At 44.4% G+C, this 16,569-nt stretch carries 22 protein-coding genes and 1 other annotated feature; of the genes, 18 read left to right on the forward strand and 4 right to left on the reverse strand.

Annotated features, from left to right (window positions below):
- Both ACQRCC_RS15025 and ACQRCC_RS15030 read left to right on the forward strand, forming a co-directional pair.
- Positions 1-343, forward strand: a 343-nt coding sequence (locus ACQRCC_RS15025; protein WP_427851554.1) for a helix-turn-helix domain-containing protein, incomplete at its 5' end; no start/stop codon positions are given.
- A 238-nt stretch (positions 344-581) separates the two neighbouring features.
- Positions 582-1,154 (forward strand): helix-turn-helix domain-containing protein, encoded by a 573-nt coding sequence (locus tag ACQRCC_RS15030; RefSeq protein ID WP_427851555.1) that lies wholly within the window; start codon positions 582-584, stop codon positions 1,152-1,154.
- Positions 1,155-1,531: 377 nt separating this feature from the next.
- Here the strand turns inward: ACQRCC_RS15030 and ACQRCC_RS15035 are convergent, their stop codons facing one another.
- From ACQRCC_RS15035 to ACQRCC_RS15050, 4 genes are all read right to left on the reverse strand, one after another.
- Entirely contained in the window at positions 1,532-1,864 is a 333-nt protein-coding gene (locus ACQRCC_RS15035; protein ID WP_427851556.1) for a hypothetical protein, read from the reverse strand.
- The gene (locus ACQRCC_RS15040) at positions 1,861-2,373 is read right to left on the reverse strand and encodes an ISL3 family transposase (RefSeq protein WP_427851557.1); all 513 of its coding nucleotides are present in this window, start codon (positions 2,371-2,373) and stop codon (positions 1,861-1,863) included. The genes ACQRCC_RS15035 and ACQRCC_RS15040 overlap by 4 nt, the downstream gene beginning before the upstream one ends.
- A complete protein-coding gene (locus ACQRCC_RS15045; protein WP_427851558.1) occupies positions 2,312-3,163 on the reverse strand; it encodes a transposase in 852 nt (283 codons plus the stop codon). The genes ACQRCC_RS15040 and ACQRCC_RS15045 overlap by 62 nt, the downstream gene beginning before the upstream one ends.
- A 215-nt stretch (positions 3,164-3,378) precedes the next feature.
- Complete coding sequence (locus ACQRCC_RS15050) at positions 3,379-4,863, reverse strand: nucleotide sugar dehydrogenase (RefSeq protein WP_427851559.1); 1,485 nt, start codon at positions 4,861-4,863, stop codon at positions 3,379-3,381.
- A 249-nt stretch (positions 4,864-5,112) separates the two neighbouring features.
- Here ACQRCC_RS15050 and ACQRCC_RS15055 point away from each other — a divergent pair, with 249 nt between their 5' ends.
- The 16 genes from ACQRCC_RS15055 to rplL all read left to right on the forward strand — a co-directional run bounded on the left by ACQRCC_RS15055 (position 5,113) and on the right by rplL (position 16,526).
- Complete coding sequence (locus ACQRCC_RS15055; protein ID WP_427851560.1) at positions 5,113-5,835, forward strand: CpsB/CapC family capsule biosynthesis tyrosine phosphatase; 723 nt, start codon at positions 5,113-5,115, stop codon at positions 5,833-5,835.
- Position 5,836: 1 nt separating this feature from the next.
- Positions 5,837-6,610, forward strand: coding sequence for a YveK family protein (locus ACQRCC_RS15060; RefSeq protein ID WP_427851561.1), 774 nt, complete (start codon positions 5,837-5,839; stop codon positions 6,608-6,610).
- A gap of 19 nt (positions 6,611-6,629) precedes the next feature.
- Entirely contained in the window at positions 6,630-7,325 is a 696-nt protein-coding gene (locus ACQRCC_RS15065; protein ID WP_427851562.1) for a CpsD/CapB family tyrosine-protein kinase, read from the forward strand.
- Positions 7,326-7,338: 13 nt separating this feature from the next.
- Positions 7,339-8,019, forward strand: coding sequence for an immunoglobulin-like domain-containing protein (locus ACQRCC_RS15070; protein WP_427851563.1), 681 nt, complete (start codon positions 7,339-7,341; stop codon positions 8,017-8,019).
- A gap of 12 nt (positions 8,020-8,031) precedes the next feature.
- A complete protein-coding gene (locus ACQRCC_RS15075; RefSeq protein ID WP_427851564.1) occupies positions 8,032-9,468 on the forward strand; it encodes an LCP family protein in 1,437 nt (478 codons plus the stop codon).
- Between the two features lie 162 nt (positions 9,469-9,630).
- Positions 9,631-9,780 (forward strand): 50S ribosomal protein L33, encoded by a 150-nt coding sequence (rpmG, locus tag ACQRCC_RS15080; RefSeq protein ID WP_427851565.1) that lies wholly within the window; start codon positions 9,631-9,633, stop codon positions 9,778-9,780.
- Positions 9,781-9,804: 24 nt separating this feature from the next.
- Positions 9,805-9,999, forward strand: coding sequence for a preprotein translocase subunit SecE (gene secE / locus ACQRCC_RS15085; RefSeq protein ID WP_427851566.1), 195 nt, complete (start codon positions 9,805-9,807; stop codon positions 9,997-9,999).
- Between the two features lie 30 nt (positions 10,000-10,029).
- Complete coding sequence (gene nusG / locus ACQRCC_RS15090; RefSeq protein ID WP_427851567.1) at positions 10,030-10,548, forward strand: transcription termination/antitermination protein NusG; 519 nt, start codon at positions 10,030-10,032, stop codon at positions 10,546-10,548.
- Between the two features lie 53 nt (positions 10,549-10,601).
- Complete coding sequence (gene rplK, locus ACQRCC_RS15095; RefSeq protein ID WP_427851568.1) at positions 10,602-11,027, forward strand: 50S ribosomal protein L11; 426 nt, start codon at positions 10,602-10,604, stop codon at positions 11,025-11,027.
- Between the two features lie 77 nt (positions 11,028-11,104).
- The gene (rplA, locus tag ACQRCC_RS15100) at positions 11,105-11,797 is read left to right on the forward strand and encodes a 50S ribosomal protein L1 (protein ID WP_427851569.1); all 693 of its coding nucleotides are present in this window, start codon (positions 11,105-11,107) and stop codon (positions 11,795-11,797) included.
- 126 nt (positions 11,798-11,923) lie between these two features.
- The gene (locus tag ACQRCC_RS15105) at positions 11,924-12,889 is read left to right on the forward strand and encodes a YARHG domain-containing protein (RefSeq protein ID WP_427851570.1); all 966 of its coding nucleotides are present in this window, start codon (positions 11,924-11,926) and stop codon (positions 12,887-12,889) included.
- Positions 12,890-12,897: 8 nt separating this feature from the next.
- Entirely contained in the window at positions 12,898-13,722 is an 825-nt protein-coding gene (locus ACQRCC_RS15110) for an N-acetylmuramoyl-L-alanine amidase family protein (RefSeq protein ID WP_427851571.1), read from the forward strand.
- A complete protein-coding gene (locus ACQRCC_RS15115; RefSeq protein WP_427851572.1) occupies positions 13,694-14,620 on the forward strand; it encodes a serine hydrolase in 927 nt (308 codons plus the stop codon). Before ACQRCC_RS15110 ends, ACQRCC_RS15115 begins: the two co-directional genes overlap by 29 nt.
- An 85-nt stretch (positions 14,621-14,705) precedes the next feature.
- Positions 14,706-15,314, forward strand: a complete 609-nt coding sequence (locus ACQRCC_RS15120) for a zinc ribbon domain-containing protein (protein WP_427851573.1) — start codon at positions 14,706-14,708, stop codon at positions 15,312-15,314.
- A gap of 62 nt (positions 15,315-15,376) precedes the next feature.
- Positions 15,377-15,520, forward strand: a sequence feature (ribosomal protein L10 leader region).
- A gap of 43 nt (positions 15,521-15,563) precedes the next feature.
- Positions 15,564-16,103, forward strand: coding sequence for a 50S ribosomal protein L10 (rplJ, locus tag ACQRCC_RS15125; RefSeq protein WP_427851574.1), 540 nt, complete (start codon positions 15,564-15,566; stop codon positions 16,101-16,103).
- 45 nt (positions 16,104-16,148) lie between these two features.
- Positions 16,149-16,526, forward strand: coding sequence for a 50S ribosomal protein L7/L12 (rplL, locus tag ACQRCC_RS15130; RefSeq protein ID WP_427851575.1), 378 nt, complete (start codon positions 16,149-16,151; stop codon positions 16,524-16,526).
- The last annotated feature ends 43 nt before the right edge of the window (positions 16,527-16,569 follow it).

Raw genomic sequence — 16,569 nt, forward strand, 5'->3', positions numbered from 1 at the left:
AGGCGAGATGTCTGTAGGGCAGGCAGTCCAGAAGGTGGAAGTGGACACAGCAGGAGCAGGGCAGCGTCTGAAGACCGCGAGGGTGGAAAAGAGACTGAGCATGTGGGAATTGTCCAGAAGGGCGGGTATCTCACAGCCACAGATCAGTATGTTGGAGAGCGGAAAATATCAGCTGAGGAGGAAAGCGGCGGAGAAGCTGGCGGCTGCGCTTGAGGTTGGTGTGGATTGGCTGCTGACCGGGGATGAGAGCAAGAAGCGGTTTCCGGCAGACAAGGCTATGGTTGACTGGCTTTGGCAGCATCCAGAGGTTAGGGAAGAACTGTGGGAGCGGATGAAAGAATGAGCACCTCCGTAATGCCCTCTGAGGGCTTCCAGGAGCGGCTTTAAGCTTGGGGGTATTGCAGTATACCTCAATGCCCTGAAAGCTCCTGGAAGCTCTCTGAGTGGCTCAGGGGGTCGTTGAAATATATATTTGAACAGCGGGGGATTGTACAACAATGTGGAATGTCTCGCTTATGCCCACAAGCATGGCATGACAATGTGTTCAGTGCTTGTAGATACACGAGGTAAAGAGAACAAGAATGATAACTGGCGAAAAGAAAACATCCGAAGCCATAAAAGAATTGCGTCAGTACCTGGGTTTGTCCCTGAGACTATTCGGAAAACCTTTAGGGTACTCGGGAACTCAGATCATGCGATTTGAAAATGAACTCACTGAACCAACGGATACGGTGATTGAAATGATATGTGATGCGTATGGAGTGGACCCGAGGTATTTTGATGGTGGGGTTGCAATAGAAAACGCAGTCCAGAGGGTTACCAAGGAAGAAAACAACAGGACTGTTGGAAAAAGACTGAAACTCGCCAGAAATGCAAAAGGCCTGAGCATGAAAGAGTTATATTATAGCTCAGGTGTATCCGATTCGCAGATATGTCTGATTGAAAACGGAGAAAATGCCCTGACAGAGAGAACCGCAGAGAAGCTTGGACAGGTGCTGGAGGTAGGAGTTGAATGGCTGCTCACCGGAAATGAGGAGAGAAAGAATTTCCCACTGGAAGGAAAGCTGGCCGAGTGGTTGTGGCGGCATCCTGAGGTAAGAGAAGAACTGTGGAAACGGATGGAAGAAAGTGCCGGGTCTGATAGCCACAAGTGATGCTTTGATCAGCCCTTGTCCATTATTATCTCACTGAAAACCCAGCTATCCATAAATTGAATTCAAGCATATCCGGCAACTAAGATGAAATCAAAAAGATGAAATCCGGTTCTTCGGGGTTACATGGTGAAAACTGCCTGAAATCCGCATAAATACAGGGAAAACGGGGTGTTTAGGGTGAATAGCTCATAAAAAAGGGCATAGCAAACAAACCCAACCATTAATACAATTAAAAATTGGACAGAAATGACGATATTAAAAATGAAGATTATGTATGACTATTGATTAAATAAGGCTGTAATAGGCCTTTTTTTCGTTGGTATTTTTAGATATCACATCCCATTCTGCAATAAGCTGAGAGTTTTGTGACCCACTGCTTAAAGCAGATGATGCTCTTTCAGCAGGTCTTCGTATCGGTTGCATTGCTCAGTCAGATATGCGATATCAACCCGCAGGTCGAAAATGAGATCCTTCAGACCTTCATAGCGCTCGCGTAGACGGGTGATGGGATCCGTTATGGTAATATCCAGAAGCCCATTTGCATAGTTATCACAGAATAAGCAGACCAGCCCTTCCAGGGTATATGCATCATAGAAATCTTCATAGGGCTCATCTTCAAAATATACCATGAGCCAGTCTTCCAGTTCTGATGGAAGGAGGCGGTTGTTTTGTGTGGCACAGTTACGTAAGAAAGTTCGGCTTGGAATCATAATCTTATCTCCCTTCCTGATTTTGCTTCGTCAAAGATGGTTGCAGGGTCATGGGTGAGCTTGATTTTTCCACAGGTGAGAAGAATCCGCTTACGGAATATTTCAAAGTTGTGGAGGCCGAAGGAGGCGCGTTTCAGGACTTTTACTTTATTGTTGAATCCTTCGCACAATCCATTGGATTTTCCGTATTTCCAGCTGTTTTGTATATAGCCGCGCCAATGCCTGATGGTACAGGCGGCAGAGTGGATTTCCTCTATTTCTGAAAAAGTGTAAAGCTTAATCCATTCCGTGAGTTCTTCAAATTGGGTAGAGTACGGGAAGGAAGCTGCAATGTCATGATAGTACTGGAGAGCATCATAAGCCTCTTTCAGATCAGGTGCAATTGCAAAGGCATCATCCAGACGTTTCAGGTTTTCATTTGTGCGAGGACCCCAGTAAAGAGATTGATTATCCTGCTTTGTTTTTAAAAGGCGTATGAGATTTGATTTTTTTGTAATTCTCAGTCTCACCCTTTTCCTGGAATTCATGCTGGTAGCGGCGGCGAACATCATCGACCATGTCATTCAGACGATTGATGACATGGAAGGGATCAATGCAGATTTTCGCATTAGGGAAGTCTTTCTTAGCCAGAGATACGAAGCCATTGCTCATATCGCAGCAGAAGTATTTGACATGTTTGCGTTCTTCTAAAGAGAACTGCTGGAAGTATTTATGAAGATAGGCTGTAGAAATCTGGTCCAATACATCGATGACTGCATGCGAGTCACCATCAGAGATGTTGCAGTGATATTTGTTGAGATACCACTTGTGATGCTTTTGGCTCCATACACCGGAATTCCCTTTGAATTCATCAATGTTGATGGTTTCCGGAAGGTGCGCAGGAAGGCCGAAATTGATTGTTTTCAGTACGGACTGCACAATGCTTTCGGTGACGCAGTTTTTTTTGGCGATTTCAGTCTGGGGGATGGGTTCCATGAGATCTAACAGAATGGAGTCATAGAGAGCCCAGGTCATATGAAGGGATGGATGGATCCAGTAGGGAGTTTCATAGAATGTGGTATTGCAGTCCTTGCACAGAAGACGACGCTTATGGAAGGAGAGTTCGGTACCCCTGTTATTGATGGGGATGTGACGGACTGTCTGAAGGGCACCGGAATCTTTGATGACGCAGTGCACGGAACCGCAGTGAGGGCAGAGACGCTGTTTCTCAAGAGTGAAGGAATCATATCCCTGATGGGTTTCGATGGATTTGATGGTTACTTCCTGTGGCAGTTTTGCCAGATAATTGCTTGTTTTCATAGCTGTTTTAGCTACCTCCTTTTATTTATTTTTTTCGTCAATTAATAGAATAACATTAGGTGGCTAAAATGGCTATTAGAGCAAGCAATATATACAGGAAACACCGATAGAAACCGGAGAATAACCATGTAATACAGGAGAAACACCGGAATAGGAAGGAGTTAACGGGGACAGGTTCCTCGACTCATTGAGTCGAGAAATCTGTCCCCGTTTAATTAATCCCTGCGGAACAGATCGCGTGTATAAACTTTCTCTTTCACATCATCCAGACAGTTGTCATAGCGATTGGCAACGATGGCCTGGGATACTCTTTTGAATTCTTTTAAGTCACCGATGACACGGCTTCCGAAGAAAGTGGAGCCTGCAGGCAGAGTCGGCTCGTAGATAACGACGGTGGCTCCTTTTGCCTTGATTCGTTTCATAACACCCTGGATGGATGACTGGCGGAAGTTATCTGAATTGCTTTTCATGGTGAGGCGGTAAATGCCGACGATTACTTCTTTTTCTTTCGTATTGTCATATGTGCCGTTAGAATAAGAATATGCACCGGCGATTTCCAGCACACGGTCGGCGATAAAGTCTTTTCTGGTCCGGTTGGATTCGACGATGGCCGACATCATGTTCTGAGGTACATCCTGGAAGTTGGCAAGCAGCTGTTTGGTATCTTTCGGCAGACAGTAACCGCCGTATCCGAAAGAGGGGTTATTGTAGTGAGTGCCAATGCGGGGATCCAGGCAGACGCCGTTGATGATTTCCTGGGTGTTTAGCCCTTTGGATTCTGCGTATGTATCCAGCTCGTTAAAGTAGGATACGCGGAGAGCCAGGTAGGTGTTGGCAAATAATTTGACGGCTTCAGCTTCTGTGAATCCCATGAATAATGTTTCGATATTTTCTTTGAGTGCACCCTGCTTAAGGAGGGCGGCAAATGTATGTGCCTTTCCCCGGGATTCGTCATCGCAGGAAACGATGATGCGGGAAGGATACAGGTTATCATACAGAGCTTTGGATTCGCGGAGAAATTCCGGGCTGAAGATAATGTTTTTGGTGTTATATTTTTTTCGTACGGAAGCTGTGTAACCTACGGGAATGGTGGATTTAATGACCATCATTGCATCCGGGTTGGTTTTAAGCACAAGTTCGATGACGGCTTCCACCGCTGAACAGTCGAAGAAATTCTTCTGGCTGTCGTAATTCGTGGGAGCGGCAATCACTACGAAATCGGCGTTCCGGTAGGCGGATTCGCCGTCAAGGGTGGCGGTCAGATCCAGATCCTTTTCCGCCAGATATTTTTCGATGTATTCATCCTGAATGGGTGATTTTTTATTGTTTATAAGTTCTACCTTTTCGGGAATGATATCCACAGCTGTTACATGATTGTGCTGGGAAAGTAAAGTGGCAATGGAAAGCCCTACATAACCGGTACCGGCCACGGCAATGTTATACTTTTGTTCCGGAGCTGCTGCACTTTCGATTTGGGGGGCAGGAGCTTCTTCGATGAACAAATCGACCACTTCAAACTCCAGAACAGAACCAAGACTTTGAAGCTGTTCGATAGTCGGAATGTATTCTTCATTTTCAATCCGTCCGATCATGGAGCGGTTGATTCCGGTCAGTTCTGAAAGCTGAGCCTGAGTCAGTTTTTTCCCTTTTCGTTTGGAGGATACAGTTGTTGCAATTAATTTAGTAGATATTTTTTTCATATTGCTTCCTTTCGTGCTGTTTAAAACGGAATTATAACAAAATTATTTACTGGATTTACAAATCGATTGTATCAGATGGTGTTTTAAAAAGCAATAGAAAACCGGAGTTATATGTGAAAGTAGTTCTGATAGAACGATTTGGACGAAATTGCGCGAAATTCGTCAAGATTCGCAAGATGGCTTGCAAGTAATGACACAATTCGATATAATGGTATTTCGGGTGGAGTATGTTTAAACGAGGAAAACTATATGGAAAAATGTATTGATATGCACTGTCATATCTTACCGGGAGTAGATGATGGGGCATGTGACGAGAATGAGATGAAGGAGATGCTGTCGATTGCCTGTAAGGAGGGAATACGGTGTATCATAGCAACGCCGCATTACCATCCAAGGAGAGGGAAAGCGGTTCCGGAAGAGCTGCGCAGACAGTTGAAACTTGTCAGACAGGCTGCAAAGTCGATTGATGAAAAATTACGAATTTATCTTGGGACGGAAGTGTATTATGGACAGGATATTCCGGATCTGTTAAAAGAAGGAAGAATTCTGACCATGAACCGCAGGGAATATGTTTTGGTAGAATTTTCCCCGGCAGACAGCCCGAGCCATATCAAACAGGGTATTCAGCAGCTGCAGATGAGAGGATATAAGGTAATCCTGGCGCACGTTGAGAGATATACCTGTATTTTGGAAGATGTGGAGATTGTGGAGCATTTGGCGGATATGGGAGTGCTGCTTCAGGTCAATGCCGGAAGTATTGTCGGAGACGGCGGGCGCAAGGCAAAGAAGTTTGTGAAGCAGCTTCTGGAAGAAGAACTGGTGTTTTGCGTCGGTACAGATGCACATGGTGCGAAGCATCGGGCACCCAGGATGCAGAAGGCTGCACATTATGTTGCAAAAAAATATGGAGAAGAATATGCAAGGAGGATTTTTTTCAGTAATGCTTTGCAGATGCTGAAAAAACAAAAGTAATATGGAAAGAGAGAGAGCGAATAACAGGAATTTTAATGAAGATGAACTTACCATAGATCTGGCGGAACTTTTTATGGCGGTTATGAGTAAAATTCATCTTGTAATTCTGGCGGGAGTTTTGATGGCACTGCTGGCATTTGTGGGTACGAAGCTTTTTATTACGCCGATGTACTCATCTACGACAAAGATGTATGTGTTATCCAGACAGGATGCGAATGCGGCTGTTACATATTCAGATTTGCAGACCGGTACCCAGCTTACGAAGGATTACATGGAGCTGGCAAAAAGCCGTCCGGTAATGGAACAGGTAATTGCAGTTCTGAATCTGGATATGAAGCCGGAACAGCTTAAGAATTCTATTACGGTTCAGACGCCTGCGGATACACGTATTTTAAGTATTACTGTTGAGAACGAAGACCCTAAGATGGCGAAGGAGATAGCGGATGCTGTCAGAGAATCAGTAAGTATCCAGATTACGGAGATTATGGATGCGGATTCTGTTAATACGGTAGAGGAAGGAAATCTTCCGACAGCCCCATCCTCTCCGAGCGTGATGAAAAATCTGATGGTTGGCGGTATGCTGGGTGTAGTAATTGCGGTCGGCATCATTGTGCTGATCTGCCTGTTGGATGATACAATCAAAACTCCGGATGATGTAGAGCAATATCTGGGAATGAATGTCCTGACATCCATTCCTATTCGGGAAGGCGAGAAAAAATCTAAGAAGAGAAAAGGATTGTCGGCAAAAAAACTTGCGAAGAATATGAAGCACTGATAGAGGGGGACAGGAGAGTATGAAAGAGATAAAGCTTGAAAAAATGACAAAAGATTTCAAAACAAACGAAGCCTATAAGACGCTTCGTACCAATATTGAGTTCTCCGGTGCGGAGAATCGGGTGATTGCCTTTACCAGCTGTACGCCTAACGAGGGAAAGAGCACGGTGTCCCTTGGAATGGCATCTTCCCTGGCGGAGAGTGGGAAGAGAGTATTATTTATTGACGCGGATCTGCGTAAATCCGTTTTGATGGGAAGGCATCAGGTAAATGTGGAAGTGAAGGGATTAAGCCATTTCCTTTCCGGTCAGGCAGATGTGGATGAGGTAATGTATCGCACCCAGCAGCCGGGACTGATTATGATATTTGCGGGCGTTGTGCCGCCGAACCCGGCAGAGCTGCTTGGTAACTCCAGGTTTGAAGCTCTGATTGCCAGTGCAAGAAAGGTATATGATTATATTATTATTGATACACCGCCTCTTGGAAGTGTCATTGACAGTGCGATTGTAGCAAAGAACTGTGATGCGTCTGTTCTTGTAATTGCAGCGAATGCAATCAGTTATAAATTTGCCAGAGCGGTAAAAGACCAGATGGAGAAGTCCGGCTGCCCGATACTGGGAGTGGTTCTGAATAAGGTCAATCTGAAGCAAAATAAATATTATGGCAGATATTATGGCGGATATTACAAATATTATGGAGAGTATGGTAAAAAATAGAGGGTAATAGAAGATGAGACAGCGGATAATTGCGGTGGTGCTGACTATAGGCTGTATTATTCTGGCTGGGGTTGCTTTCTTTATGTACACAGGACAGGATCGTACTGCACCGGAGATTACAATTGATAAGGAAAGCATTACCTATACGGAAGGTGAAGATTATGATACGCTGATGCGCGGGGTCAGTGCCAGTGACGATAAGGATGGAGATCTGACGGATCAGGTGTTCGTTGATAAGATTGTTCCGTGTGGAGAAACGGAAGCGGTTGTATATTATGGAGTTATGGACAGCAGTAAGAATGTTGGGACGATAACCAGGAAGGTTACTTACCATCCGTTGGACAAAAAGGAAACTAAGGCTGAGGCGGAAGAAGGTGAACCTGTGGAGAATCAGGGGACGGAAAACGCAGATGCCGGGCTTCAGGAGGAAGTATTACAGCCGGACGGAGACAGACCGGCAATCGGACTGACTGCTGAAAGTATGGAGATTGAGGCGGGCACTCCGTTTGATGCTCTGAGTGTGGTCAGCGGTGTGATAGATGATGTGGACTCTGCAGACGATCTGTCAACCAGAATACAGATAGAAGGTATATATAATACGGATGTACCGGGTACATATGCTTTGACCTATTATGTGAAGGACAGCAATGAGAATCTGTCAGATGGTAAGCCGTTTACATTGATAGTGAAGTAGGTGAGGTAAGATATGAGTCATCATTCTCAGGATAAAAAGAAGAACAGGCACATGATAGAAAAACTGGTAGTATTGGTACAGCTTCTGTTGTCAGCCGTGTTTATTATGGTTGCATGGGACAGTGGTCTTCTGCCTGTGAAATATGTTGCGGCAGTGAGTGCCCTGCTGCTGGTTCTGTTTGGCATTTGTTTTGGTATGCAGTATATTAAGAATAAAGTGCATATAGTGGGTGTTGTGCTCAGTGTTCTGATCAGTATTGCGCTTGTGTTCGGTAATATTTATCTATCGAAAGCAAATAATCTGCTGAAGGACGTCGGAGGAGCTGCGTACAAGACGGATAATATGGTGGTAGTAGTCAAAAAGAACAACCCGGCTAAGAATCTGCTGGATGCCAAGAATTATCGTTTTGGTATACAGACTACAGTGGATCAGGAAAATAATGAGCTGATGAAAGAAGATATCGGTAAAATAATCGGTCGGGAAATGAAGCTTATAGAGTATGAGACTATTCAGGAAGAAGCACAGGCGCTTCTTGACGGTAAAGTTGAGGCTGCTATTTATAATGAAGCATTTACCGGAATCATAGAGGAGAATATAGAAGATTATTCTTCGGAAGTGAGAATTTTATACCAGTATGGAATAGATACACCGCTTGAGGTGGAAGAGAAAGCGGATGTGCTGCAGCCTTTCAATATTTATATCAGTGGTATTGACGTGTCTGGTCCGATTACAACGAACAGTCGGAGTGATGTGAATATTATTATGTCGGTCAATCCGACATCTAAACAGATACTTTTGACAACTACTCCGAGAGATTATTACGTACAGATTCCGAACATTTCGGGAGAACAGAAGGATAAGCTGACACATGCGGGTATTTATGGAGTGGATGTTTCCATGAACACTCTGGAAAGTATCTATGGAATTGATATTACATATTATGCGAGGGTGAATTTCACATCTCTGATTACGATCGTGGATGCTCTTGGCGGCGTGAATGTTGAATCAGAATATGCATTCAGTGCCGGCGGATATGATTTTGTACAGGGAACGAATCACCTGAATGGAGCACAGGCGCTGGCATTTTCAAGAGAGCGCTACAGTTTTGCGGAAGGAGATAATCAGCGCGGTAAGAATCAGGAAGCGGTGCTTACGGCAATTTTGCAAAAGGCGATGTCGCCGGCAATCCTGACGAATGCCAGCCAGATCATCGCAAGTGTTGCGGATTCTGTGGAGACGAATATGACTCAGGAAGAGATGGCTAAGTTTATCAGCAGACAGCTTGCAGAGGGAACCGGATGGAGCATTGAATCCACTGCGGCTTCCGGAACCGGAGATATGCAGCCGTGCTTTTCCTCAGGTTCTCAGCTCCTGTGGGTAATGCAGCCGGATATGAATTCTGTAGAAGCGATTAAACAAAAGATGGGACAGTTACTGCAGATGCAGTAGAAGGGCGAACAATAGAAAAAAGACTTGACTTCCGGCCGGGAGCTATGGTATAGTGTACTGGCGATGGAAGTAGGTCTTTTTTTTATGCCTAAAATTGGGTAGCCTCGCAAGCTACCAGTTGCAACACGTTAATATTACAAAATACGAAGCGAGGTGGAAGTTGTGCGTACAAGAATTACATTAGAATGTACAGAATGCAAGCAGCGTAACTACAACATGACAAAGGATAAGAAGAAACATCCTGAGCGCATGGAGACTAAGAAGTATTGTAGATTCTGCAAATCACACACAATGCACAAGGAAACGAAATAGTCGCATAAAAGGAGTGTGAATTTCATGGGTACAGAGAAAACTCAGAAGACGAGCTGGTTCAAAGGTCTTAAGGCAGAGTTTAAGAAGATCATTTGGCCAGACAGGATGACACTTGCGAAACAGACAGCGGCAGTCGTTACCGTATCCGTTGCACTTGGAGCGATCATTGCAGTGATTGATTTCCTGGTACAGAACGGTGTGGATTTATTAGTAAGATAACTGATAAACTGCAGCAAGAAAGGTGATTATATGTCAGAGGCAAAATGGTATGTTGTTCATACCTATTCCGGGTATGAGAACAAAGTAAAAGCCAACATTGATAAGACAATTGAGAACAGACATCTGGAAGATCAGATTCTGGAGGTTCAGGTTCCAATGCAGGATGTAGTGGAGCTGAAGAACGGTGTCCAGAAGGCAAGCCAGAAGAAGATGTTCCCGGGCTATGTGCTGATTCATATGATTATGAACGATGACACATGGTACGTTGTCCGTAATACCAGAGGTGTTACAGGGTTCGTAGGACCGGGTTCCAAGCCGGTGCCGCTTACAGACGCTGAGATGGCAGGTCTTGGTATCCAGCAGGAGAATATTGTTGTAGATTATGAGGTTGGCGACACAGTACAGGTTATCGCCGGAGCATGGGCAGATACGGTTGGAGTAATTCAGTCTATGAACATGCAGAAGCAGAGTCTTACAATCAATGTTGAGTTATTTGGTCGCGAAACACCAGTAGAGATAAGTTTCGCTGAAGTGAAAAAAACGGTTTAAAAAGTGGGAGGAGCGCATGATCGTTCCGACAATACCACAAGGAGGTAATTAAAATGGCAAAAAAAGTACAAGGTTATATTAAATTACAGATTCCTGCCGGCAAAGCAACTCCGGCACCACCGGTTGGTCCGGCTCTTGGACAGCACGGTGTAAACATCGTTGAATTTACAAAGCAGTTTAATGCCAGAACAGCTGATCAGGAAGGAATGATCATTCCTGTAGTTATCACAGTTTACAGCGACAGAAGCTTCAGCTTCATCACAAAGACACCACCGGCAGCAGTTCTGATTAAGAAAGCATGCAAGATCAAATCCGGTTCAGGTGTTCCGAACAAGAAGAAAGTTGCTACTATTACAAAAGCTCAGGTTCAGGAAATTGCTGAACTGAAGATGCCAGACTTAAATGCAGCAAGCGTTGAGGCAGCTATGAGCATGATCGCTGGTACTTGCAGAAGTATGGGCGTTACAGTTGTGGATTAATTTCCTTAGATTATAATTTGTAGAGCAAAACAGTGGGAGGGTTATCCCGGCATTACCACAAGGAGGTATTTTTTAGAATGAAAAGAGGAAAAAAATATATCGAAGCTGCTAAAACTATCGACAGAGGAACACTCTATGATAAAAACGAAGCAGTTGCATTAGTTAAGAAAACAGCAGTAGCTAAATTCGACGAGACAATTGAGGCTCATATCAGAACTGGTTGTGATGGACGTCACGCTGATCAGCAGATCCGTGGTGCTGTAGTTCTGCCGCACGGAACTGGTAAGAAAGTTCGTATCCTGGTATTTGCTAAGAATGCAAAAGCTGATGAAGCACTTGCAGCAGGAGCAGATTACGTTGGAGCTGAGGAACTTATTCCGAAGATCCAGAACGAGAACTGGTTTGAATTTGACGTTGTAGTTGCTACACCGGATATGATGGGTGTTGTTGGACGTCTTGGTCGTGTACTTGGACCAAAGGGTCTTATGCCGAACCCGAAGGCCGGTACAGTAACAATGGACGTTACAAAAGCAATTCAGGAAATCAAAGCTGGTAAGATTGAGTACAGACTTGACAAGACAAATATTATTCACGTGCCGATCGGTAAGGCTTCCTTTACCGAAGAGCAGCTTGCAGACAACTTCCAGACGCTTATCGATGCAATCAATAAGGCTAGACCGGCAGCAGTTAAAGGCCAGTTCTTAAAGAGCGTGGTTCTGACTTCTACTATGGGTCCTGGTGTTAAGATTAACCCGGTTAAATTAGCTTAATCGCATCGGATGAAAATACAGGAGCATTGAGTTTCGACTTGATGCTCTTTTTTTGTGTTCTTTTCTGTTCTGCCTGAAATAAATGTGATATAGTAAAAAAAGAAACGAAAGAGGAGGGAGAAACTGATGAAATGTCGGAATTGTAAGTCGGTTATTACTGATGACAGTCTGTATTGTCCGGTTTGTGGCGTGAGATTGGATGATGAACGTGATGCATTTGATGAGCTGGAGGAAGAAGAGGAGTTACGTGACAGGAAAACGAAGAATAATCTTCTGGTTATCATCATCATTTGTGTGGTTGCCGTTCTGGTAATTGGAGTGGGCGGATTTTTTGTGTATAGAAGTATGCAGGAAGAAGAGGATGAGAAGGAGATTCGGATAGAAGAAACGGAAGAATCGGAGGAAAAATCATCGGAAGAAAAAGAGCAGGTTGATGCCTCGAAAGTAGATATTAATGTTGTGGATGATCGCAGATGTACGCTGGTAGGAAGCGTGAAAAAGGCAAAAGACGGTTCCAGAATTCTGAGTTGGAGCGAGGGAATTTCTGTGTATGGTCTGGATGAAAATAGTAACAGAGTGCTGGTTGAAGATGTGACAAGTGTTTATATCAACGAAGCGAGACTTGCATCAGGCATTCTGGATTCTGTGGCCGCAAATCAGAAAGTAAAAATCAGCGGTGACCTCTATATTAAAAATAACGATGTTCACATGGATGCAACTAAGCTCATGGATGAGAATGGAAAGGAAATTGTCCTCCAGAAAGAAGAAAAGAATGAGACGCCAACGGTTGCAGCTTCTTCCGGATATATTCTTCCGGATAGTGATAAGAGAGCGCTGACAGAAGCGGATGTACGCAACCTGAACCTGAGGCAGGTTAACTATGCGAAGAATGAAATTTATGCGAGACATGGAAGAAAATTCAATTCGCCGGAACTGCAGAACTATTTTAACAGTCAAAGCTGGTATAAAGGTACGATAGAACCGGATAATTTTTCAGATTCTCTGTTGTCAGCCGTAGAACAGCAGAATGCGGCATTTTTACGAAACCTGGAATTTAGTATGGCCAGCAATGGATATCAGCTGGATCAATAGGATACGAGATGAAAAAAAGAGGGATTGTTCTGGCGGTTCTGGTGTGTGCGTTATGTATGGCGGGCTGCGCCCGGGAGACGAATCCGGAACCGGAAGAATGTAAAGTGGAAAAAGAAGATGTGGAAGAAGCCGCCGTCATTTCCGAAGAACAGGAGGAAGCGGAAGAAGAGAAGCCGGTAGAAGAAGAGACGGATGAGAAGAATATTATCATTGCGATTGATCCCGGACACCAGGGCTGGGATATCGATATGAGTGCACAGGAGCCGAACGCGCCGGGCTCTGATGTGATGAAGGCGAAAGCGACTTCGGGTACGGCGGGAAAGTATTCCGGAGTTCCGGAATATCAGCTTAACCTGGATATCTCTTTACTCCTTCGGGCACGATTGGAGGAATTGGGGTATGATGTTATTATGACGCGGGAAGATAATGAGACCGCGATCAGTAACTCTGAGCGGGCCATTCTGGCAAATCAGGCCGGGGCGGATGTTTCCGTTCGGATTCATGCTAATGGAAGTGAAGACCCTTCGGTAAGCGGAGCGCTTGCTCTTATTACATCGCCGAATAATCCTTATACAGGCGGATTGTATGAGGAGAGCTATCGCCTGGCAGAGCAGATACTGGATTCTTATTGTCGGTATACCGGATTTGTAAATCGAGGCATACAGGAAAATGATACGATGACGGGGATTAACTGGAGCCAGATTCCGGTTGTGATTTTGGAAATGGGCTTCATGAGCAATGAGAATGATGATTTGCAAATGGCGGATGAAGCATTCCGCGAAAAGATGGTTGCCGGAATCGTGGATGGGATTGAAAAATATTATGGGAATTAAGAAGCGTTTATTTCTTTGTCTGATCTGTACCTTTTGTCTGGTGTCCGCATCCGGCTGTGGCGAACAAAAAAAGGCTTCCGAGGAAGAAGAATCTCTGGAGGTGGACAGAGTGGTGAAGGCACCGGAAATAGAAACCGGGGAAACTCTGCCGGAGGAGATTGAAGTGCCACAGATTTCCGAAGAATGGAAAATGCAGGTTCAGGCGATGATCGACGAGAGGCGGCAGATGGGAGAAATGTGGTCTGTGTATGTGGAGGACATAGCTTCGGGGGCAAGCGCCTGCCTGGGAGATGAGCAGATGGAATCGGCGAGTTTGATCAAATTATATACGGCGGCAGTGAGCTTTCAGTATATGGATGAGTTGGAGAGCCGGCAGAACTATGAGGGCGAGACATTGGAACTGCTGGGGCGGATGATTCGTTCAAGTGATAATGATGCGGCGAATGAAGTGGTTCGAAGACTTGGAAATTGGGATGCTGCTTTGGGAATGCAAAGGGTGAATGAATTCTGCGTGAATGGCGGTTTTGCACAGACCCATATGGGGAGGCTGATGCTGGATTTTGATGCGGCAGACGATAACTATACATCTGCTGAGAATTGTGGAAGGCTGGTGGCGGGTTTCTGCCGGAATGAGTGGGCAGGCTCAGAAGTGATTCTGTCATTTATGCGGGAACAGGAACGAACGGGAAAGATACCGGCGGGACTTCCGGCGGGGACGGGCTTTGCCAATAAGACGGGCGAACTGGAAGATGTTGAGAACGATGTGGCCGTTATTTATTCTTTAAACAGTACCTATGTTTTGTGCGTGATGTCCAACCGTCTTTTGAATACAGCCGATGCCCGGAATCTTATTTCGGAAATATCGGGTGTGACCTGTCAGTATATGGCGAAAAATTAGCGTAACATGTCGTGATGAGATGTATTTTGATATAAAGTATGATATAATTTCCGGTACAGAGGAGAAAGGAAAAGAGGATAAAGTTATGTTTTGCAGAAAATGTGGTCAGAAACTGGAGGGAGTTGAAAAATTCTGCCCGAAGTGTGGTGCGGAAGTAGTGCAGGTGCAGGTGCCGCAGGGAGTAACGAAAGAACCCGGGAAAACCAATTTATATATTGGGATTGGAGTGATCTGTGTTCTTGCGGTGGTAGTCTTGCTGGGAGTAAAGGCGCTGTTCTTTACATCTGATTATGAAAAGCCGATTAAAAATTTTGTGAAAGCTGTTGAAACGCAGGACGTGAAGCTGTTTGTTTCGGTTATTCCGGAAGAAGCCATTGAAGCGGGGCTGGAACAGGCGGGCATGGATAAGGAGTTATTCATGGAAATGGCCGAAGCGGAGGTTTTGGATTATTTAGATGATTATGACGGAAAAATTAAGATTAAGTATGAGATTGAAGATGAACGTAAATTAGATAAGAGCGAGATCAGGGACATTGAAAGTGAGTTGTTCAATACGGTTGAGATTAAAGAAGGAAAAGAAGTTGAAATTTATATCGAATTGTATGTGGATGGCGAACTTGAAGATGCTTCTTCCGGTGATATGAATGTAATTAAGGTTGGAAGAAAATGGTATATTGACCCGACCTCTTTGTAAAATGTTTTTTGAAATGTTTTGGAAAAACAAAAAATCTATTGACAAATCATATATTGTATGCTAGTTTATATTAGTAACTGCCGAAGACAGTAGGTGCGACAAGCGTAAGTAGTAATACGCCTACCGAGGAAGGATAGATTTGATACGAACAAGTATGAATTTATGAACCTCTGTGTCTTTGGATATAGAGGTTTTTTTATATCTATCGGCGGTGCAAAAACCAAAATCTAACAAGGAGGTGCACCATTCGTGGCAAAAGTTGAATTAAAACAACCTATCGTACAGGCTATCGTAGATGACATTACAGGCGCACAGGCAATCGTTCTGGTTGACTACCGCGGATTAACTGTTGCTCAGGATACAGAGCTTCGTAAACAGTTGAGAGAAGCTGGTGTTATTTACAAAGTTTGCAAAAACACAATGATGAAGAGAGCTTTTGAAGGAACTGAGTTCGCAGCTTTAGATGAGCATCTGGAAGGACCAAGTGCTATTGCAATTTCTAAAGACGACGCAACAGCTCCTGCAAGAATCCTCAGCAAATTTGCAAAAGATGCAAAAGCTCTTGAATTAAAAGCAGGTGTGGTTGAAGGCGAAGTATACGATTCAGCAGCACTGGCAGAACTGGCTAAGGTTCCGTCAAGAGAAGAACTGCTGTCCAAGTTGCTTGGAAGCTTACAGTCACCAATTACAAATCTTGCACGCGTTCTCAATCAGATCGCAGAGCAGGGTGGAGAAGCTGCTCCGGCAGAGGCTCCTGCAGAGGAAGCTCCTGCAGCAGACGCAGAGTAGTTTACATTAAGTAAGAAAACAAATAATAAAATGGAGGAAAATAAAATGGCTAAATTAACAACAGCAGAATTTATTGAAGCTATCAAAGAGTTATCTGTATTAGAGTTAAACGAATTAGTAAAAGCATGTGAAGAAGAGTTTGGTGTATCTGCAGCAGCAGGTGTTGTAGTTGCAGCAGCAGCTGGAGATGGAGCTGCAGCAGCAGAAGAGAAAGATGAGTTCGATGTAGAATTAGTTTCTGCAGGAGCATCTAAGGTTAAAGTAATCAAAGTTGTTCGTGAGATCACAGGACTTGGATTAAAAGAAGCTAAGGCATTAGTTGACGAGGCTCCTAAGGCAGTTAAAGAAGGCGTTTCTAAAGCAGAGGCTGAGGAAATCAAAGCTAAACTTGAGGCTGAGGGTGCAGAAGTTAACCTTAAATAATTTAACCTTAACGAAAAGGAATCCTGCGGGGTTCCTTTTTTTA

Source organism: Sporofaciens sp. SGI.106, assembly GCF_050314255.1.
In the GTDB taxonomy this organism is placed as follows: domain Bacteria; phylum Bacillota; class Clostridia; order Lachnospirales; family Lachnospiraceae; genus Claveliimonas.